At 46.8% G+C, this 19,172-nt stretch carries 19 protein-coding genes; 13 read left to right on the top strand and 6 right to left on the bottom strand.

Annotated features, from left to right (window positions below; genetic code table 11):
• The first annotated feature begins 4 nt into the window (after positions 1–4).
• Both VJ249_09120 and VJ249_09115 read left to right on the top strand, forming a co-directional pair.
• Entirely contained in the window at positions 5–2,005 is a 2,001-nt protein-coding gene (locus VJ249_09120; protein ID HKZ94722.1) for a CoB--CoM heterodisulfide reductase iron-sulfur subunit A family protein, read from the top strand.
• Positions 2,006–2,025: 20 nt separating this feature from the next.
• Entirely contained in the window at positions 2,026–2,364 is a 339-nt protein-coding gene (locus VJ249_09115) for a winged helix-turn-helix transcriptional regulator (protein HKZ94721.1), read from the top strand.
• A 10-nt stretch (positions 2,365–2,374) separates the two neighbouring features.
• Here VJ249_09115 and VJ249_09110 read toward each other — a convergent pair whose 3' ends face one another.
• Complete coding sequence (locus VJ249_09110) at positions 2,375–2,659, bottom strand: hypothetical protein (GenBank protein ID HKZ94720.1); 285 nt, start codon at positions 2,657–2,659, stop codon at positions 2,375–2,377.
• A gap of 36 nt (positions 2,660–2,695) precedes the next feature.
• Positions 2,696–3,217 carry a hydrogenase maturation protease gene (locus tag VJ249_09105; GenBank protein ID HKZ94719.1) on the bottom strand — a complete coding sequence of 174 codons (522 nt, stop codon included), beginning with the start codon at positions 3,215–3,217 and terminating at the stop codon, positions 2,696–2,698.
• 105 nt (positions 3,218–3,322) lie between these two features.
• On the opposite strand from VJ249_09105, the gene VJ249_09100 reads away from it, so the two are divergent.
• The 5 genes from VJ249_09100 (at position 3,323) to VJ249_09080 (ending at position 8,303) form a co-directional block, all read left to right on the top strand.
• Positions 3,323–4,174, top strand: coding sequence for a CBS domain-containing protein (locus VJ249_09100; protein HKZ94718.1), 852 nt, complete (start codon positions 3,323–3,325; stop codon positions 4,172–4,174).
• 218 nt (positions 4,175–4,392) lie between these two features.
• Complete coding sequence (locus VJ249_09095; GenBank protein HKZ94717.1) at positions 4,393–4,740, top strand: hypothetical protein; 348 nt, start codon at positions 4,393–4,395, stop codon at positions 4,738–4,740.
• Between the two features lie 145 nt (positions 4,741–4,885).
• Positions 4,886–5,287: a hypothetical protein gene (locus tag VJ249_09090; protein HKZ94716.1), complete on the top strand. Its 402-nt coding sequence runs from the start codon at positions 4,886–4,888 to the stop codon at positions 5,285–5,287.
• Positions 5,288–5,299: 12 nt separating this feature from the next.
• A complete protein-coding gene (locus VJ249_09085; protein HKZ94715.1) occupies positions 5,300–7,849 on the top strand; it encodes a PAS domain S-box protein in 2,550 nt (849 codons plus the stop codon).
• Positions 7,836–8,303 (top strand): response regulator, encoded by a 468-nt coding sequence (locus VJ249_09080; protein ID HKZ94714.1) that lies wholly within the window; start codon positions 7,836–7,838, stop codon positions 8,301–8,303. The genes VJ249_09085 and VJ249_09080 overlap by 14 nt, the downstream gene beginning before the upstream one ends.
• A gap of 69 nt (positions 8,304–8,372) precedes the next feature.
• Here VJ249_09080 and VJ249_09075 read toward each other — a convergent pair whose 3' ends face one another.
• Positions 8,373–8,630: a hypothetical protein gene (locus VJ249_09075; protein HKZ94713.1), complete on the bottom strand. Its 258-nt coding sequence runs from the start codon at positions 8,628–8,630 to the stop codon at positions 8,373–8,375.
• A gap of 122 nt (positions 8,631–8,752) precedes the next feature.
• On the opposite strand from VJ249_09075, the gene VJ249_09070 reads away from it, so the two are divergent.
• Entirely contained in the window at positions 8,753–8,992 is a 240-nt protein-coding gene (locus VJ249_09070) for an Lrp/AsnC ligand binding domain-containing protein (protein ID HKZ94712.1), read from the top strand.
• Here VJ249_09070 and VJ249_09065 read toward each other — a convergent pair.
• Positions 8,989–9,306 carry a hypothetical protein gene (locus VJ249_09065; GenBank protein ID HKZ94711.1) on the bottom strand — a complete coding sequence of 106 codons (318 nt, stop codon included), beginning with the start codon at positions 9,304–9,306 and terminating at the stop codon, positions 8,989–8,991. The genes VJ249_09070 and VJ249_09065 overlap by 4 nt on opposite strands.
• A 259-nt stretch (positions 9,307–9,565) precedes the next feature.
• On the opposite strand from VJ249_09065, the gene VJ249_09060 reads away from it, so the two are divergent.
• Together VJ249_09060 and VJ249_09055 are read left to right on the top strand one after the other, a co-directional pair.
• Positions 9,566–10,468 carry a methyl viologen-reducing hydrogenase gene (locus VJ249_09060; protein HKZ94710.1) on the top strand — a complete coding sequence of 301 codons (903 nt, stop codon included), beginning with the start codon at positions 9,566–9,568 and terminating at the stop codon, positions 10,466–10,468.
• A 13-nt stretch (positions 10,469–10,481) separates the two neighbouring features.
• A complete protein-coding gene (locus VJ249_09055; protein HKZ94709.1) occupies positions 10,482–11,927 on the top strand; it encodes a Ni/Fe hydrogenase subunit alpha in 1,446 nt (481 codons plus the stop codon).
• A 22-nt stretch (positions 11,928–11,949) separates the two neighbouring features.
• On the opposite strand, the gene VJ249_09050 is transcribed toward VJ249_09055, so the two are convergent.
• On the bottom strand, positions 11,950–14,322 hold the full coding sequence (locus VJ249_09050) for a hydrogenase iron-sulfur subunit (GenBank protein ID HKZ94708.1): 2,373 nt from the start codon (positions 14,320–14,322) through the stop codon (positions 11,950–11,952).
• Between the two features lie 211 nt (positions 14,323–14,533).
• Here VJ249_09050 and hdrC point away from each other — a divergent pair, with 211 nt between their 5' ends.
• From hdrC to hypF, 3 genes are all read left to right on the top strand, one after another.
• Positions 14,534–15,070 (top strand): CoB--CoM heterodisulfide reductase subunit C, encoded by a 537-nt coding sequence (gene hdrC, locus VJ249_09045; protein ID HKZ94707.1) that lies wholly within the window; start codon positions 14,534–14,536, stop codon positions 15,068–15,070.
• 16 nt (positions 15,071–15,086) lie between these two features.
• A complete protein-coding gene (hdrB, locus tag VJ249_09040) occupies positions 15,087–15,968 on the top strand; it encodes a CoB--CoM heterodisulfide reductase subunit B (protein ID HKZ94706.1) in 882 nt (293 codons plus the stop codon).
• 92 nt (positions 15,969–16,060) lie between these two features.
• Positions 16,061–18,355, top strand: a complete 2,295-nt coding sequence (gene hypF / locus VJ249_09035) for a carbamoyltransferase HypF (GenBank protein HKZ94705.1) — start codon at positions 16,061–16,063, stop codon at positions 18,353–18,355.
• Positions 18,356–18,469: 114 nt separating this feature from the next.
• Here the strand turns inward: hypF and VJ249_09030 are convergent, their stop codons facing one another.
• A complete protein-coding gene (locus VJ249_09030) occupies positions 18,470–19,087 on the bottom strand; it encodes a hypothetical protein (protein ID HKZ94704.1) in 618 nt (205 codons plus the stop codon).
• Positions 19,088–19,172: the final 85 nt, after the last annotated feature.

Raw genomic sequence — 19,172 nt, 5'->3', positions numbered from 1 at the left:
GCTCATGTCTGGCGCAGATGAACCTAAAATTGGCGTGTACATATGCCATTGCGGCGTCAACATTTCGGCAACCGTGGACGTCGAAGACGTAGCCAAATACGCTTCATCACTGCCCAATGTTGCTCTTGCAAAGCACTACATGTACATGTGTTCAGCCCCGGCTCAAGCAATGATTAGGAATGACATAAAGGAGCATGGACTTACCCGGGTCATAGTGGCTTCTTGTTCGCCTCGTATGCATGAGCTCACGTTTAGAAGGGTTGTAGAAGAAGGTGGACTGAATCCATACCTCTTTGACATGACGAATATTCGAGAGCACTGTTCGTGGGTTCACCCCGAGGAGCCACAGAAAGCTACAAAAAAGGCTAAAGACCTTATTCGTATGTCTGTGGCTCGAGCTGCGCTGTTAGAACCTTTGCAGAAGAGAATAGTTGAGGTCACTGTTAGAGCCCTAGTCGTAGGCGCAGGCATTGCGGGTTTGAGGTCAGCCCTTGACTTGGCTGAGAGAGGGTTCGAAGTCTACCTTGTGGAGAAGGAACCCGTTCTTGGCGGCAGAATGACGCAGTTGAACAAAGTGTATCCAACCGGTGACTATGCGCTGGACCTTTTGAAACCGTTGATTGGAGCGGTTGTGCCCAATCCCAAAATCACGGTACTGACAAGTTCAAAGCTGACCGCCGTTGATGGGTACATAGGAAACTTCAAGGCGAAAATCTTCACAAACCCACGGCACGTCAACGAAAAATGCGACGCCTGCGGCAAGTGCGTAGCTGTCTGTCCCGTTGAGGTCTCGAACGATTTCGACTTCGGCCTTGGCAAACGCAAAGCCATATACCTTCCATTTCCCGACGCTGTGCCTCACAGATACACCGTTGATCATGTCAACTGCAATAAATGTGGAAAGTGTGTGGAGACATGCGACAAGGGTGCCATAGACCTGAACCAGCAGCCGACTGAGTCAGAAGTTGATGTGGGTACAATCATTGTGGCTATTGGGCACGATTTGTATGAGCCTTCAAAGGGTGAATTTGGCTACAAAGCCTATGACAACGTCATAACAACCGGGCAATTGGAAAGACTTCTCAACCAAAACGGTCCGACAAGAGGGCAGCTACTCCGAAGTGGAGCCCCGCCAGAGACTGTAGTATTCATTTCCTGTGTGGGCGGGCGACAGGAGCCAGGAATCTATCTGCCGATTGATAAGGATCGACAGCTCAACCGATACTGTTCCCGAGCTTGCTGCATGACTGGGCTGAATAACGCTCTTGAAATAAAGGAGAAGTATCCTAAGGCAAGGGTTTACTACCTTTACCGAGACATTCGAACTTTTGGAAAGGGACATGAAGACTTTTATCGAAAGGCTGGAGAAGCCGGCGTAGTTTTCATGAGGTACAGACCCGAAGCGCCTCCAGTGGTGTCCAATGAACTCGGTTCCACCGTGGTTACAGTTCAGGACATGCTTACTAGTAATGAGACAATCTCTATCCCTGCAGACTATGTGGTGCTGAACGTGAGTATGGTTCCGCGGGCAGAGGCTCTTGAAGTGCAGGGGTTACTTAAGATCGCCAAAGGCGTTGAAGGCTTCTTTACAGAGGCTCATGCCAAGCTCAGACCGCTGGACACGCCTACGGACGGCATTTTCTTAGCTGGCACCGCACAGGGTCCTAAGGACATAACTGACAGTGCAGCTATGGGAAGCGCTGCGGCAGCAAGAGCGTCTGTGCCTTTAGCCAAAGGTAAGGTTGAATTAGAGCCAGTTGTTGCCTATGTGGAACTGGACAAGTGTGACGGATGTGCCATGTGCGTGGAGCCGTGTACATTCAAAGCTATCACGATTGTAGAGCACAAGGAGGGGGAAGAGGTGAAGAAGCGCGCATTTGTGAACGAGGCTTTGTGTAAGGGTTGTGGTGCTTGTGCTGCTACGTGTCCGCCTAAAGCAATATATGTAAAGCATTTTACATTAGAGCAGATAGCTGCCATGATAAACGCGTTGTTAGCGGAGTAGCGTTAGGAGGGTAACTAAGCTTGAGTGAAAAGAAGAAACTTGCCAAAAAGACCGATGCAGCCATTGAAGCCTTCAGGACTGAACGACTTAGATGGGTTCTCGGGATATCGCAGGTTGGGCCAAAAGTAGATGAGCAAAAGTACAAGGTTACGTCTGCAAAGATAATGAAAGATGAGATTGAACGTCAACAAATTCTTGGCGAGATAAAGGAAACAGGGTCATTAACCATAAAGGAAATCTCAGAAGCCACAAAAATCGGTCCGAAGGAAGTGCTTAGGCATATTATTGCGTTGAGAAAGATTGGTGCGGTTTCTGAGGCTGGCGAGAAAGAGGGCGGATACCTCTACAAGACTGGTTAGAAAAATTTTTTTACAGTTTTTCTATGCAGCTCGGGTGGATTTCGCCTGGGTAGTCGTGGTGGTAAACGTAGATTTTGTTCTCTTCTAGGTCAACTTCCACACGATCGTGGGCTTTTTGACGGGTTAGCAGGTTTGAGTAGCGTTCGTAATCCGTGATTTCAATAGTCTTAACCGTCTTCTCTTCAGCCCTGATTGGTTTGTCGCACACTTCGCAGAGTTTTTCGTCAACTCTTATCTCTGTGAAGTTTTTGCCCTTCATCTCTTCGTAATCCACAGTTGCTAATGATCTACGCATGCACGTCACTTCTCATTAACGTGAAGATGGCTAGGGCTAATCAGTTTTTCTCTCAGAACGAGTCGTCTGGGCAAGCTCCAGCGCCTTCTCTGCTGCTCTTAGCAAAGCCTCCTTCACAGAGTCTGAGAGCCCAGGGTTGACATCGTCTGGTATTCGCTCTGCTTGACAGGCTAGAATGACGATGTCGATGCCCATTTGATCCCTCAGTTCCTTCAAGAGGTTTGCGGCTGGAAATAGGTGCATTGAGAAATCTGTGATCTTGTTCGCTGGCAAGTCGTCTAGTGACAACTCGAATATTTCTCCGGGTTTTCTTTTTACATCAACTGCGTCCAGAACAATGATTTTCTTGGGTTTCTTTGGGCTTAGGCCCACGGTGAATAGCACGTCGCCCGCTCCGATTCCCACATCCATGACATAAACTTCGTCTGGAATCTTGCAGTTTCTTAGCATGTAGTCAACGACGGCTGGACCGAAACCGTCGTCTCCGAAGAGCAAGTTGCCAACACCTAAAATGAGCACAGGTTTCTTGACGTACTCTGGCAGGGTTTCCTCAGACATACCAAGACACTCCTACACTGTTCCTTGTTTGAACTCGTTGATTATGTGTGTAGGAAACTAGTAAATCATATATTTGCATATTGTTCTCGTATCTATGGTGTGCGTATGAGTTTTACTGTTAAGGGAACCCAGTATCGTGTGAGCACGCCTAACCTCGAAAGCATCCAAGACTTTCCTTACGTTTTCAAATGGGCTAAGTTGCCGGGCAAGACCATTGCCATTTCCAGGGTGATTGTGACGCTCATAAACCCCATTGAAAAGAATGAGGCTGAGATAGTTTTCAGCGTGTTCAGCGCTGCCGAAAGCTTCAGCAGAACCTTCAGGTCAGTGAGCGACCTCGTGAGGACGTGCGACCAAGTTGAGACACAGAGCATAGTCAAAGAATCCGTTTCAAAGTTTTATTTCGACATCAAGCCTCCTGTGACTTTGGCGAACAAGAATGACCGCATTGAACTCCTTGTTAAGAGAAAACCAAAGCTTGCCGAAGAGAACTACGTCATGTCCGAGGGCTGGATGAGCGATACGGAAGAGGTTACGGTGAAGGAGATCCTGCGTCCAGCTATCGATGTTAAACAGGGTATGTTGGTGAGCGAAGCTGCGAAGTTGATGGCTAAGCATAAGGTTGGCTCACTATTGGTTAGAAAGGATGAAGACGTTCTGCTTGGTCCAACTGCGGGCATAGTTACTGAAGCCGATCTGCTTGAAAAGGTTCTTAGCAGAGGGTTAAACCCAAAGAGAATCACTGTGGAAGGCATTATGACCACTCCGATAGTCACGGTTAACAGTCAAACAAGCCTAGACGAAGCAATAGAAGTCATGGTTAAGAAGAATATTCGGAGGCTTCCTATTGAAGAGAAAGGCAAGATTATTGGGATAATTGTCGATCAGGACATAGTTAGGGCTATACCAATTTACTTTCGGGGTGCTTCAAAGAAACGCATTTTCTTCTCGGAGTAATGTAAATAAATTTTTAGGTTCGCAGTTTTTGCTAACAGCTTTAGCTTATTTTGTGTCGGCATTGTTCGTTGTGCTTCATAAAGCACTTAGATGTTTGAAAGAAAGATTTCGGTTTTTGTGTTCGGAATCCAAATTCGACTGAGAACACAAAGAATATTTGTTTATGTTCTGAGTCTGAGTCTACTGAGACTAGAGAGCTGCGAAAGGAGTGAGGCGAGTTGAAAGAATTTGATGAGTTGATGTCGGAGATCTTGGACGTTACTTTCAGGCAAGTATTTGGTGATTTTGCTTGGGAGTTGATTTGCAAACTCGTGGAAAGCCATGTGTTTTTGAATAGAGACGATATTGGCAAGCGATTCGAGGCTTTTTATGCCTATTTAGAACAGTTGCTTGGTTCAGAAAGAGCGCAGATTTTGCAAGCCGCTAGTCCTAGATGTTTATGCTCCCAAGTGCGGCAGGAAAATGCGGAGGTCGAAAAGTATTTTTCATTTCTAGATAAACTCTATGAGATCAAGTTCAGGCTTTCAGTTTCAACTTTAAAGCGAGAACGTTCACGAAGTAATTGATATGTTTCAGACAGGTCGCGTGTCTGCTTGCGTATTAGGTTTGCCTCGGATTCCGAATGTGAACGGTTACTCACGATTCAGACTTCACTTTCATACAAGCTAAATCTGAGAGTTGTGCGAACATTTGGTAGGACAAAGTCGAGTAGTGGCAGAAGTTGTTCGAATGACTGGACCGTTTGGCACGGTTGAGAGCCTTGGTCTATCCTCTAGTACGAGACGTGATGGAAAGGTCAGCAAAAGAACCGAAAGTCTAGATGATTTGTTGCTTGCTGCTGTGGATGATTCATTGAGGCAGGTTTTCCGAGAAGAAGGTGTGGACGTGATTTATAATTTTGTGGAGAATAAGTGTCATTTGAGGAGAGAGGAGATTGTTGAGAAGCCTGAGGCTTTTTCTGCTGGTTTGAGGAAGTTGCTGGTTTCGGGGGCGCCACTTGTTGAGAAAATGATTCTTGAGAACTTGTATTCTAAGCTTGAGTTGAAATTTGAGGAAAGGGAAGGTTACGAGTTTTCAGATTACATAGGAGAGTTAAAGAAAATCCTTGCTTGAGAGATGGTAATTTTGATTAACACGAAACCAATCAGCTCCGAATATCACTCACAATTGAAACGTGAAGCGAAAATCAAAGACGAACATGAAGTAATCATTCTTTCCATTATTGCCGGGCTTTCGGCTTACCCAATAGATGCGGCAATCGATACTTTTGTTTTCCGTGAAAAAGCATTTTTGGATCAGCTAATATTTGAAGTGCCCGGGGAGGAGATCTATTTTCGATCGATCATTCTGGCGATGTTTATCATTTTTGGGATAGCCATCTCCAAAATCTTAACAAGGCGCAAACTGGCTGAAAGAGCGTTAGGAACCTCTGAGGAAATGTATCGGAGTATTGTTGAGCTGGCTTCAGACGCCATTGTTACTGTTGATATGAAAGGCATCGTCACATCATGCAATGCCGCAACTACGAGAATGTTAGGCTGTTCAAAGGATGACATTATTGGTAAACACTTTAGGAAACTAGGCTTCTTGCGAACGAGAGATATCCCAAAATACTTAACGATATTCAGCTCCGCTTTAATGGGAAAAGTACCCAAACCTTTTGAAGCGGTTGGACAACGTATGGATGGAACTCCATTTTTAGCTGAAGTCCTTGTTAGTTTGCTTAGAAAAGACGGAAAGATAACAGGTGTTCAGGCAATCGCAAGAGATATTACTGAACGCAAAGAGGCTGAAAAAGCTGTTCGAGAGAGTCAAAGGAAGTTTGAACGGTTGTTTATGAGTAATCCTGAGGCCGCTGTCTATTCCGATCTAGATGACCGCGTTCTAGACATTAACCCTCGTTTCAGTGAGCTTTTCGGATACTCCCCTGATGAAGCCAAAGGGCAATTGCTCGATGATCTAATAGTGCCAGATGACTTAAAGGAAGAAGCAAGGAAACTGACCGCCATCAGGGAAGGATACGTTTACCATGACTCCGTTAGGCAGAAGAAAGATGGGTCACTGGTTCCAGTGTCAATCTCTAGTGCCTCAATAATATCTGAAAACCAAAATCTAGGCAATGTGGTACAGTACAAAGACATCTCAGAAAGAAAAAAGATGGAAAAGAAACTGCAGGAAAACACAGAGCATCTGGAGGAACTCGTGGAGGAGAGAACCGGGGAATTAAGAAAAAGTGAAGCTAAAAATAGGACTATCGTAAACGCGATACCGGATTTGATGTTACAAATCGGTGAAGATGGCACCTTTCTGGGTGTCAGTGGCGCAAAAGATGTCCCTTCGGCGTTGCCTCCAAGTGAATTTTTAGGTAAAAAGATTCATGAGGTGATGCCGTCGGAGTTCGCTCAAAAGACTATGCACTACATAAAGCAGGCATTGCAAACGGACAAAACACAAATCTTTGAGTATCAGCTCCCAATTCCGTTACCCAACGGCAACATACATGATTATGAGGCTCGAATAGTTCCCAGCAGTAGAGATGAAGTCCTCGCTCTTGTGCGCGACATCACCGAGCGCAAGCAAGCCGAAGAGAAAATAAGAGAATTGGAAAATAGATACAGGGCGATTTTTGAAGGTTCAACTGAAGGAATTGTAGTTGCCGACCCAAAGACTGCAAGATTTGTTTTTGTGAACCCGAGAATTTGCAAGTTAACAGGGTATGACGAGAAGGAACTGCTCAAGCGGGGAGTGGCAGATATTCATCCAAAAAAAGATTTGCCCTATGTGATGCAAGAGTTCAAAAAAGCGACTGAAGGAAAAATAGCTCCTTCTATGGATATTCCTGTTCTAAGGAAAGATGGAAGCGTGATTTATTGTAATATTGGTGGTGCCCATCTGAAGATAGGAAAACAAGACTTGTTGGTGGGGTTTTTCCGCGACATTACTGAACACAAACGGATGGAACAACAACTTCTGATGTCTGAGAGGCTTGCTGTTATCGGAGAACTTGCCACTATGGTGGGACATGACCTTAGGAATCCTCTGCAATCAATAGAAAATGCAACGTACTACCTCAAAAATGAGTATGAGCTCAAACACTCGTATCCAGTTGGATCAAAAACAAAGGAAATGCTTCAGGTCATCGGCGATTCAATAAACTACGCCGACAAAATACTAAGAGATTTGCAGGATTTCTCATCGGTCAGAAAACTCACACTCAAAAAGACAGACATCAACACAATAGTCAAGGAGGCTCTCACTCAAGTCAGGGCATCTGGAAACGTGGAACTCCGCACAGAGCTGAGTCTCCTTCCTGAGATAGAGGTTGATGAAGATCAAATGAAACGAGTCTTCCTGAACTTCATCACGAACGGAATGCAAGCGATGGAAAACGGAGGCAAACTAACTATCGCCACCAAGAAAACAGCGGACTTTATTGAAGTCAGTTTCAGAGACACAGGCATAGGCATACCAAAAGAAAACATGGATAAAATCTTCAAGCCTTTATTCACAACCAAGGCTAAGGGCATGGGCATGGGTCTAGCGATCTGCAAGAAGTTTGTTGAAAGCCACGCCGGCAGCATCGATGTTGAGAGCCAGGTGGGTAAGGGAACGACTTTCACGGTTAAACTGCCTGTCCAACATGAAATGGAGGTGACAGCAATTGCCAGAGAGTAAGTCTAGCATCCTTATAGTGGAAGACGACGCAAGCATACGTGCAACCCTAAGCGCCATTCTGCAGTACAAGGGTTACAACACCGACACAGCCGAAACTGGACGAGAAGCGATGCAGAAGTCAAAAACCAATTTCTACAACATTGCGCTCTTAGACATCAAACTACCAGATATGGAAGGCACAAAACTGCTCACCCTGATACACGAGGACCTGCCAAAAATGGTAAAAATCATTATCACCGGGTATCCCTCACTCGAAAATGCAGCTGAAGCCCTAAACAAAGGAGCAAACGCCTACATCATAAAACCAGTCGACCCAGAAAAACTCCTAGCCCTCATTGAAGAGAAACTAGAAGAACAAAGTCACGACGAGAAGATGACAGAAGAAAAAGTGACAGAATGGATCAAGACACGGGCACGCAAACTTGAAGACGCTGATCTGAAACCGCTGGTGTAAAGACCAGCCGTCTTCGCTCTCTCGTAAACTCTAAAAAATAAAAAAAAATGATTCTTTCCTCTCTGTGACCTAGGCTTGCTCTCCTTCGGGCAAGCCGTAAACGAGTTGGTTGTCACGTTCGCCTGCGATGGCTATTTTTCCAAACTGCCTCATCGCGATGACGTGCTTCAATAGTTTCTCTTTCTCTATGCTAGTAACCTTTGAGAGTTCATCCAAGGTTGATGGACCATGATGCTTTATCTTTTCAAGAATGAGGTTCCTCTCTTTGACACGTTCCTGCATCTCTTTCTGCTTCTCTGGTGACATCCTTGGCTTATCAACGGACATGTCTCGCAACCTCTGCTAGAAACTAATGTGCATGGGTAAAGCTGTATATAAAAATAATCATAAGGTCTGCAAAAACCTTATTAGCATTCAAACAAGCATAGCTGAACGCTTAGTGATAACATTTGGTTTCAGCGTACATAATGATGAAGATGCAGGTTGGAATGGACGACCAAGTGATAGAAGAAATAAAAAAGCTGGAACAGATCGAAGTCGCTGACGCCACTTACGGGTCATATGACCTCGTAATCAAAGTTAAATTCAGAACCATTGAAGAACTTGACAGATTCATTTTTGAAAAAATAAGAAGGGTCAAAGGAATAACAGAAACTTCAAGCATGATAGTAGCAAAGGAAATATTCTAAGCGCCATTCCGACTGATATCTAGCGGTTCGAAAGTGTGGTGTTCAAAACCCTCTTTTTCACAGACCTCAACGATTTTTGAAACAACCTTCAAGTCTAGGCTTCTTATTCCTTCTTCCTCTGGTCCCGTAATCTCCACAATGACGCCGCTGCCTGAAACCCCGCAGCAAGCATAAATATTTTTGTAGACGTTTATGTGATACTTTGGTGGAACACCGGTCTCATCCAGAGCGGACTTGACCACTCGAACTACATGATCTATATCTGCACCCGTTGCCTTGATGAAGTAGCATTCTCTACAACTGACTTTAGTCATCAGCCCACACTCTGCATTAGGTGACGCTATGGTCTTTCAATTAGGTATATTCGTTGTTTCCCTAATAAGATTGACTGAGCGGAACACACCGTCGACAGTAATCATCCCATATAAGGCAAATGTGACAGATGAGTGACCACGGAATTGGGAAAGAGTTTTCCTATTTTTCGCCGATATATAGAAGATAATTATCAAAAAGATTAAAAGGAAATCCGTTATCATTCTAGTATTCTACAGATTTAACATGGAGAGAGGAAAAATGACTGTGAAAGTCTTAGAAGAATGGCTCAACATGTGCGGAGGATGCGAATGCAGCATACTCGACGTGGGCGAAGCTCTCTTAGACGTACTGCCGAAACTCGAGTTTGTTCACATGCCCGTTCTTATGGACCACAAATACTATGGTCAAACCGGTGAGGGCCAAAAACTTGAGCTTCCACAAGCTGACATTGGAATAATCACAGGCGGCGTCAGAACTGAAGAACACAAAGAAGTTGCTAAAGAGATTAGAAACAGGTGTAAAACAGTCATAGCCTACGGCTCATGTGCTTGTTTCGGGGGACTGCCAGCCCTCGCCAACATGTACACCAAAGATGAAGTGTTCAACAAAGTCTACAAAACCACGAGAAGCACCGAACCCGGAGAATTTCCAACAGCCAAAATCACACCATGGACCGACCGAGTGTACGCTGTGGATGAGGTGATAAAAGTCGACCTCATGATACCTGGATGCGCGCCTTCTCCAGACGTTTTCGTTGATGCCGTGACTGCGCTGTTGACAGGCCAACCGTTCAAACTCTCGGAGAAGGCGGTTTGCGAGGACTGTCCTTTGAAGCGTGAGAAAAAGGCTATTGCAACTATTAAGCGTCCTTTGGAATCTCCGCCGAGCAGAGAACGATGTCTGTTGGAGCAGGGTTATCTGTGCCTTGGACCCGCCACGAGAACAGGCTGTGGAGGTCACGAGAAAGTTCCACGTTGCATTGCCGGCATGTTTCCATGTCGAGGGTGCATGGGACCATTAAAATTCGGTGCAAACCAAATGGTAGACATGATGGGTGCGTTGGCAACCATTGGCTTGGATGTCAAAGTCATACCTGACCGCCTAGCAACCTTCAATCGATTCGTCGGAGGACACAACGTTCTAAGACCACGCAAAGTGTGATGAGGTGACTGAAATGACAAAAGAATTAGTTATTCAACCCATAACCCGAATCGAAGGCGACGGCAAAGTCGTCATTCAACTCGACGACAACGGAAATGTCCTCGACGCTCGAATGCACGTGATGGAGCTGCGAGGATTTGAAATGTTCTGCATTGGTCGACCAGTGGAAGAACTGCCGGTCATCACAACTCGAATCTGCGGAGTTTGCCCTTGGGCGCATCACATAGCTTCAGCAAAGGCTACAGACGGAGTATTTGGCGTAACCCCGCCGCCGGCTGGAAGAAAACTGCGTGAACTAGCGTACCTTGGCGACAAGACTATGGACTTCATCTTACACTTCTACATCCTTTCAGGACCAGACTTCGTTATGGGTCCAGACGCAGACTACACAACGCGAAATGTCCTAGGAATCATAAAAGCGAATCCAGACTTGGCAAAGAAGGTGATCCATCATCATCACTTGGCACATCAGATGGTCGAGATGATAAGTGGCAGAAGAATACACCCTGTCGCTGCTGTGCCAGGCGGCTGGACAAAACCACTGAAACCCGAGGAGAGAGACAAAGCGCTTCCAATGGCTAAGGAAATACTCGACTTTGCATTGTTTACCATGAAGTTGGCAAAGGAGAATATATTTCCGAAATATCTGGACTTGGTCAAGAGTCTGGCGGTCATCAAAACTGGATTCTTGGGACTCGTCACACCCGAGGGAACGCATTCTTTCACCGAAGGCAACTTAAGGATGATGCAGCCCGACGGCTCGCATGAAGATTATGCGCCAGAAAACTATCTAGATGTCATAGCTGAGCACGTGGAGCCTTGGACCTACCTGAAATTCCCATACTACAAGAAAGCTGGCAAGCTTGTCATGGATCCAGACAACCCTGTTGGAGTGTACAGAGTCAACACGTTGGCGAGAATTAACGTCAGCGACAGAATGGCTACACCGTTGGCGCAGAAAGAACTTGACGAATTCAGAAAACTGTTTGGCAGACCCGCGCAGCAAACGCTGCTGTACCACTGGGCAAGACTGATTGAGTTGGTTGAATGCGCCGAAAGAACTGTTAACCTTCTCGAAGACCCTGAAATCACGGATGAGAACACAAGGGTTCCAGTCAAGCCGAGGGCAGGTCGCGGCATAGGCGTAGTTGAAGCCTCACGCGGCACATTGATCCACGACTATGAGACTGATGAAAACGGCATCGTGAAAGACTGCAACCTAATCGTGGCAACGGGTCAAAACAACGCTGCAATCAACATGTCGATCACGAAGGCGGCAAAAGATCTCATCAAAGGCGGAAAATACGACCAAGGCATACTTAACAGAATTGAGATGGTGATTCGACCCTACGACCCGTGCCTAAGTTGCGCCACCCACGACATGTCAGGCAGAGTGCCACTTCGATTAGACATAGTAGACGCAGACGGAAGAGTCATAGACACGCTGGTTAACCATTAACCTTCTCTTTCTTTTTTCAAGCCTAAGCTGTTGAAAGTTTTTCTTGAATCTTTGTCCTTGTTTCAGGTTTGAGTGATCCGATTTTTGTGATTCTTGCGTTTGTGGTTTCGAATATGTTGAGGATTTTGTCGTATTGCGGAAGCGTGGTGGTTATTGAGATCAACCTCAGCGGTTCAACCCCGTACTGTGCCAGTTCCTTCTTCAGCTGTGTTAGGTAGTCTCTGACTTGGTCTTCCTTGAATAGGCTGTCGTCGCCCTCAACAAATATTACGCCATCAGCCCCAGAAGCAAAAGCTTGCATCATGTGTTTCAAGCCAACTCGTCCGACACTTGGCACGCTTATGACGCGGACGTTCGGCGTGTAACTCGACCGCGTTTGACCGGCGAGGTCAGCTGACCCGTAGGCTGTGTTCTTTTCAATGAACGCCACGAGTTTGGGATGTGTGTCGCCTTCGCTTACTCCTTTGATCTGCGCCATCAACTGTTCATCTGTGCTGTGCAACAAATCCATAGCCTGTTTGGGACAGCGGGGCACACACAAGCCGCAGCCAATGCAAGAAATCGGGTTAATCGACACTCCGCCGGGAACAGATGCTATAGCCCCAACTGGACAGACCCTAATGCAAACGCCGCAGCCGTCGCATTTTTCAGCTATGATGTAGGCAACTTCAGGTGAAACCGAGATTTCGCCCTTGCCCACAAAGGTTGCCACGCGGGAAGCTGTTGCCATAGCTTCAAGAGTTGTCTCCCGCACGTCTTTGGGGCTCAGGGCGCAACCGGCTAGGAAAACTCCTTCACGATGGCTATCGACGGGTCTGAGCTTAAAGTGTCGTTCTGAATAGAAGCTGTCTCCGCTTAACTGAATGCCCAGTTTCTTGGATAACTCAGCCGCCGTGGGATGTGGGTTGACAGCCACACTTAATACGACTAGGTCGAATAAGCCTTCCAAGTCTTCGCCAAGCATGGTGTCCTCTGCCCTAACCAGCAGTTTGTCTTCGCCAGCTGGCGTAACCTCTGCAACTCTTCCCCGCACGAACTTCACGTGATGATCCAATGCTTTGGCGTAGAACTCTTCGTATCCTTTGCCATCAGCCCGAATATCCACGTAGAATATCCATGGTTCAGCGTCTGGAAATGACTTTTGAAGCAATAACGCCTGCTTGATCGCTGCCATACAGCCAATCTTGCAGCAGTGTTCCTCGCCTTTGCCATTCGTGGTTATCATGCGGCTGCCAACACAGAGTACGAAGGCGACTTTTTTGGGCGGTTTCCCGTTCGAAGGCTTATGTAATCCCTGCAGCATCAAACGTTCAAACTGCATGTTGGTAACGATGTCTGGGTGCAACCCGTAACTATACTCCTCTATTGTGGATGGGTCTATTTGTTCAAAGCCTGTGGCAGCCACGATGGCGCCCACGTCAAGTTCAATCGTCTCTTCCTTCTGGTCGAAGTTGACCACATGCGCCTTGCAGAATTTCTCGCAGACTCGGCAAACTCCCTTTGTGAACCATAAACAGTGTTCCTTGTCAATCGCATAAGTGCGGGGAACAGCTTGCCTAAACGGAGAATAAATCGCTTTTCGCTCAAGCGTGTCAGCCTCAAACTCGCTTGGAACCTTGATGGGACATTTTTTGGCGCATTCGCCGCAGGCAGTGCAGCCGGTGTCTACATAACGCGGTTTCTTCGTAATCAGGACTCGGTAGTTGCCAGGTGTGCCCTCAATTGCCATTGTCTCAGCCATAGTTATGACTTTGATATTTGGATGCTGAGCAGCATAAACCATCTTAGGCGTGAGGATGCACTGGGAACAGTCTAGCGTTGGGAAGGTCTTGCTCAACTGCGCCATGTGTCCGCCGATGCTTGGACTTCGTTCAACAAGGAACACCTTGAAGCCTTTGTCAGCCAGTTCAATTGAAGACATGATGCCCGCAACTCCGCCGCCAATAACCAGAGCATCTCGGTTCACAGGCATTGTCTTAACGGTTAGAGGTTGAAGGTTTTTGGCGCGTTCAACTGCTCCGCGCACAAGGTCAATTGCCTTGGCTGTCGCTGTCTCTTTGTCGCCGTGAACCCAGCTGCATTGTTCCCGGATGTTTGCCATTTCCAAGAAATATGGGTTTAGTCCAGCTGACTTTATGTTCTGCCTAAAGGTGTCTAGGTGCATCTTGGGCGTGCAGGCGGCTACAACTACTCTGTTCGCGCCTTTCTCGGTGATGCTTTTGGCGATGAGTTCTTGGCCCGGATCACTGCACACGTATTCATAGGTTTCGGCGATTTCCACTCCCGGTATCTTGGCTACTGCTTCCTTGACCTTTGCCACATCGACTGTGTCACTTATGTTTCCGCCACAGTGGCATATGTAGACGCTGACTTTCTTTTCTTTATGCTGCTCCATAAAATTAAGGACACTCCATGGATACTAGGTAATTCTGATCTTGGTGTAGAATCAAGCATAGTTGTAAAACTGCCTTTTAAGAGTCACGTTTACGAGCAGGACTTAAAGCAAGCTTAACGCATACGTAAAAGAAGATTTATTAGGTTCAAACATTACAAAACTCTTCTCTCAAATTCGAGCCTTGTGCCACAAAAATTAGAGGCTAACCGTCATGACAGAGCCGCAGAAAAAGGTTGTTCGACTAGACGAACTTGATCCGGGTTTCTCTGAAGCGGTGGCAAAAGCTGGGGGCGAGAAAATCAATTTGTGCATTCAATGCGGCACGTGTACAGCCAGTTGCCCCTCAGGCCGTAGAACAGCCTTTCGAACACGCCAGCTCATCAGACGGGCGGTCTTAGGTTTTAGGGAGCCTGTGCTTTCGGACAAAGACTTGTGGCTTTGCACTACATGCTACACGTGCTTGGAGCGCTGTCCGCGTGGTGTTGATCCCACTGATGTCATATTAGCTATGCGCACGTTGGCGGTTCAGTCTGGTCATATGCTGGACAGGCATAGGCTTGTGGCAAGCCTTGTTTTGAAAAGTGGTCATGCTGTTCCAATTGACGATGCGAATCGAAAAGCGAGATTAGGCTTTGGTTTATCGGAGTTGCCTCCAACCACCCATGCATTTACCAACGCACTGGCTGAGGTTCAGGCGTTGGTTAAGAAAACAGGCTTTGATAAGCTAACGGGTTATGAATGGAAATAGTGAGGTTACGACGGTCATGTCTAAGCCCTACGCGTTCTTCCTTGGTTGCATGATTCCCAACCGGTATCCCGGGATTGAATTGGCTATGCGCAATGTTGCTCCGCTCTTGGACATGGAGCTGAGAGACATGGAGGGTGCCTCCTGTTGCCCAGCGCCGGGGGTTTTCAAGTCATTTGACAAGACAACGTGGTTGGCGTTGGCTGCGCGCAATTTGACAATCGCTGAGTCGATGAGTTGCGACATCGTAACATTATGTAGTGGCTGTTATGGCACGTTGAAAGAGGCTAACGACATTCTGAAAGGTGATGCAGAGCAACGTGACAAGGTTAACAATGTTCTGAAGGAAGTTCAACGAGAATATCATGGCAACATTCAGGTGAGGCACTTTGCCGAGTTATTGTACCGAGACTTTGGACCTGAGAAACTGATGGGCATGGTTCAAAGGAAGCTGCCTCTGAACGTTGCTGTCCACTACGGTTGCCACCTGCTGAAACCCACGAAACATCGTGATATGAAGAGTGTTGAACGCCCCAAGTTTCTCGATGAAATGGCTGAAGCGCTAGGCGCCAAAAGCATCCCCTACCGGGATAAAATGATGTGTTGTGGTGCAGGCGGAGGCGTCAGGACAGCAGCTTTGGATGTTTCGTTAGACATGACGCGGGAAAAGCTTGAAAACGTTAGGAACGTGGGCGCGGACGTGATAGTAACGCCGTGCGGCTTCTGCCACTTCCAGTACGACCGCGGACAAATCGAAATCAGAGACAAAACTGGGGTATTCTACAACATTCCAGTGTTGCATTTCGTGCAGCTTCTTGGCTTAGCTTTAGGTTTGTCGCCTGAGAAGCTAGGCATGTACAATAACGTTGTTCCAACTGACGTGTTGCTCAGCAAGATTTGAGTCGGTTGGCTTCGACAAGCAGGTTTTTGTGTCAAGTCTGTGTCTCTTCAATCAAGTAGCAACATGCGAAGGGTAACTGGAGACAGCCAGTTTTGAGAGCTGAGATTAAAGTAAGCGGCATCGTTCAGGGTGTGGGCTTCCGACCTTTCGTCTACCGAATTGCAGTTGAGAATGAACTGGATGGCTTCGTGCGCAACCGGGGCGACGCCTACGTTGAAATAGTGGTTGAGGGAGAGAAGCACAGAGTTGAACAGTTTCTTAGGGATCTGAGGGAGAAGAAGCCGCCTCTAGCAAAGATTCACGATGTAGTTACTCAATTTGGCGACGACAGAAAGGAATTCGTCAATTTCAAGATTCTGGGCAGCTCTGAGACTGTGGAGTTTTCTGGTTCGGTTGTTCCGCCTGATGTTGCGATTTGTGATGCGTGCTTGCGTGAGCTGCGAGAGCCGTCTGATAAGCGGCATGATTATTTTTTCATAACGTGCACTGACTGTGGTCCGCGTTACACGACGATTGAAAGTTTGCCTTACGATCGACCGAACACTACGATGAAACAGTTTAAGATGTGCTCTTTCTGTCTCGGAGAATACGTTGATCCTGCGAATCGCAGGTTTCACGCTCAGACTGTTGCTTGCCCAGAATGTGGTCCTAAAGCTTACTTAGCCAGCAAGAATGGGGAACTCCTAAGTAGTAGAGACCCGATTCGTGAAGCGGGCAAATTGCTCGAAGAGGGCAATGTGTTAGCTGTCAAGGGTTACGGTGGGTTTCATGTGGCAGCCCCGACTACGCGGGATGAGCCTATTGCTCGTCTAAGATCTGTAAAGCATCGTTCGCAGAAGCCGTTTGCCGTTATGGCGCGTGACATTGAGACTGTTTGGAGCTTTGCCGATGTTAGCTGGAAAGAGGCTGAGCTGCTAGCGTCTTATGTTAAGCCTATTGTTTTGTTGAGGAAGAGCCCTGAGTATTTCCTGTCGGGTTTGATTGCGCCGGACTTGCATAATGTTGGCGTCATGTTGCCTTACACGGGTTTGCATTTCATGTTGTTTGATGGTGTGCGTGAACCAGCTTTCGTTATGACTAGTGCGAATCCGCCAGATGAGCCGATAGTGACGGATAATGATGAGGCTGTCAAGAAGCTGGGAAGTGTGGTTGATTACTTTCTTTTTCATGACCGGCTTATTGCTCAACGGTGTGATGACTCGGTTGTCCGTGTTCATGGAGAGGATGTCAGCTTTGTTCGTAGGTCTCGGGGGTTTGCGCCTGAGCCTATTCGGCTGAAGCAGACGGTTGATGAGTGTGTGTTGGCTTTGGGCGGCGAGCTCAATTCGACTTCGTGTGTCTTGCTTGGGAACAAGGCTTTCTTGTCTCAGCATGTTGGCGATGTTGAGAATTTGGAGACGCTTCGGTTTCTGAGGAGCGCTAGTGAACATCTTTTGCGTTTGACTAACAGCAAGCCTGATGTCTTCGCTTGTGATCTTCATCCGAAGTTTACAACTACACAGTTGGCTAAGGATTGGGGTGATGAGCTGGGTTGCCCCGTGGTTCAGGTGCAGCATCATCATGCTCACGGCGCAGCGCTCATAGCTGAACATGATCTGGATCATATTGTCGCCATTGTGTGTGACGGCTACGGATATGGTTTTAATGGCGAAGCGTGGGGTGGCGAAATCCTTCACTGTGACAGACAGGGCGAGTCTCATCGCGTTGGGCACCTGGAACTGCAGCCTCTGGTAGGCGGCGATCTGGCGACGCGTTACCCTTTGCGGATGGCAGCTGGAATTCTAAGTAAGGCAGTGTTAATGGAGGACTGGCTGTTGTCGAATAGCAAGTATCTGCCCCATGGAAGAAAGGAGGCTGAAGTGATAATTCAACAATTAAATAAGGGTTCGAGTCCGGTCACTTCAAGCTGTGGTCGAGTTCTGGACGCGGTTTCAGCTATCTTAGGCGTCTGTTACGAGCGCACGTATGAGGGCGAACCCGCCATGAAGTTAGAGGCTGCCGCAACAAATGGCAAGGACATATTGAAGCTTCAACCTATAGTGAAAGACAACGTGATTAACACAACAGCCATGATCCATCAGGTTTTCAATCGAAGAACCACCGAGTCCTCTAGAGATCTGGCTTTTTCAGCTCAGCAGTATTTGGCTGAAGGTTTGGCGCAGGTGGCTGTTGACGAAGCCAAACGCTTAGGTGTTAATGTCGTTGGCTTTTCTGGCGGCGTCGCATTTAACGAGCAAATAACTAAAGCAGTTGGACGTGTCGTTGAGGAAAATGGGTTGCGGTTTGTGGTTCACAGGTTTGTGCCTGCAGGCGATGGGGGTGTTTCGTTTGGGCAGGCTTTTGTTGCAGCTTGGCGTAAAACTCAGGCTACAGAGACCGAGAAATAGAGACCACACGAACCCAATTGTAAGAAACATAGATGTTCATGGCTAGGTATTCGTATTCAATGAAGGCTGTTACTTTGTACATCGCCAATAGGCTCTTTCTATTTACACCCCGAACTATCGAGTTTCCAAACTCTTCCCTATCCTATATGTAGAGCTCAATAGTGCAAACATTGTTGCCACTACCCCGAAAAATAGACACACGAAAGGAGTGAAATAGGTCAAAGGATCCACCAGCTCCGCGTGAAAAGTCATGCTGATTCCATAAAGCCCAGAGGATATGGACAGGACAAAGAATACTGCCGCAAAAAGTCCGAGATACATTATACTTGTTTCCCATTCGTAAAATGCTGCAATGCTTCCCTTTCGTATTTTTGCATCTTTTCCTAGCTCTTCGTACAGTTTCTTCAGTAACTCTTTTTCTTCTGTGGCTTCCTCGATTTTCACCCTGAGTTCATCTCTTTTGAAACCTATTTCCCAGAGGTTTCTCATGAGTTCAATTCTTTGCGAAGATAATTCCCTAGTTCTGAACGTAAGCATTAAGCCCCAAAATGCGAGAAGGCTCACGTTCGCCTGAACCACGAGTGGCAAAATAGCAATAACTTGAGAAGAGCTTGTGAATCCTCCATCAGTAAGTTTTAATGATTGGTAGAGTTCGAAGAGAAGGAATCCAGTTAGGATGCTCATCATTATAATGAAGAGTTTTCCATACTTATCCACGTGATACTTATCCACGTGTCTTTGTAACTCCTCAGCATCCATTCAACAAGGTTGTAGGATGTTTACTACGAATTTGTTTATTACGCTTTTCATTTCAACT

This window comes from Candidatus Bathyarchaeia archaeon (assembly GCA_035283685.1).
In the GTDB taxonomy this organism is placed as follows: Archaea; Thermoproteota; Bathyarchaeia; order Bathyarchaeales; family Bathyarchaeaceae; genus DATETJ01.
This window is presented reverse-complemented; position numbering and strand designations above follow the sequence as displayed.

Excerpts from the sequence above, each read along its gene's own strand:
- VJ249_09100 (HKZ94718.1), top strand. The coding sequence starts at position 3,323 with ATGAGTTTTACTGTTAAGGGAACCCAGTATCGTGTGAGCACGCCTAAC.
- hdrB (HKZ94706.1), top strand. The coding sequence starts at position 15,087 with ATGTCTAAGCCCTACGCGTTCTTCCTTGGTTGCATGATTCCCAACCGG.
- VJ249_09075 (HKZ94713.1), bottom strand. The coding sequence starts at position 8,630 with ATGTCCGTTGATAAGCCAAGGATGTCACCAGAGAAGCAGAAAGAGATG.
- VJ249_09110 (HKZ94720.1), bottom strand. The coding sequence starts at position 2,659 with ATGCGTAGATCATTAGCAACTGTGGATTACGAAGAGATGAAGGGCAAA.
- VJ249_09105 (HKZ94719.1), bottom strand. The coding sequence starts at position 3,217 with ATGTCTGAGGAAACCCTGCCAGAGTACGTCAAGAAACCTGTGCTCATT.
- hdrC (HKZ94707.1), top strand. The coding sequence starts at position 14,534 with ATGACAGAGCCGCAGAAAAAGGTTGTTCGACTAGACGAACTTGATCCG.
- VJ249_09055 (HKZ94709.1), top strand. The coding sequence starts at position 10,482 with ATGACAAAAGAATTAGTTATTCAACCCATAACCCGAATCGAAGGCGAC.
- VJ249_09065 (HKZ94711.1), bottom strand. The coding sequence starts at position 9,306 with ATGACTAAAGTCAGTTGTAGAGAATGCTACTTCATCAAGGCAACGGGT.
- VJ249_09050 (HKZ94708.1), bottom strand. The coding sequence starts at position 14,322 with ATGGAGCAGCATAAAGAAAAGAAAGTCAGCGTCTACATATGCCACTGT.
- VJ249_09120 (HKZ94722.1), top strand. The coding sequence starts at position 5 with ATGTCTGGCGCAGATGAACCTAAAATTGGCGTGTACATATGCCATTGC.
- VJ249_09060 (HKZ94710.1), top strand. The coding sequence starts at position 9,566 with ATGACTGTGAAAGTCTTAGAAGAATGGCTCAACATGTGCGGAGGATGC.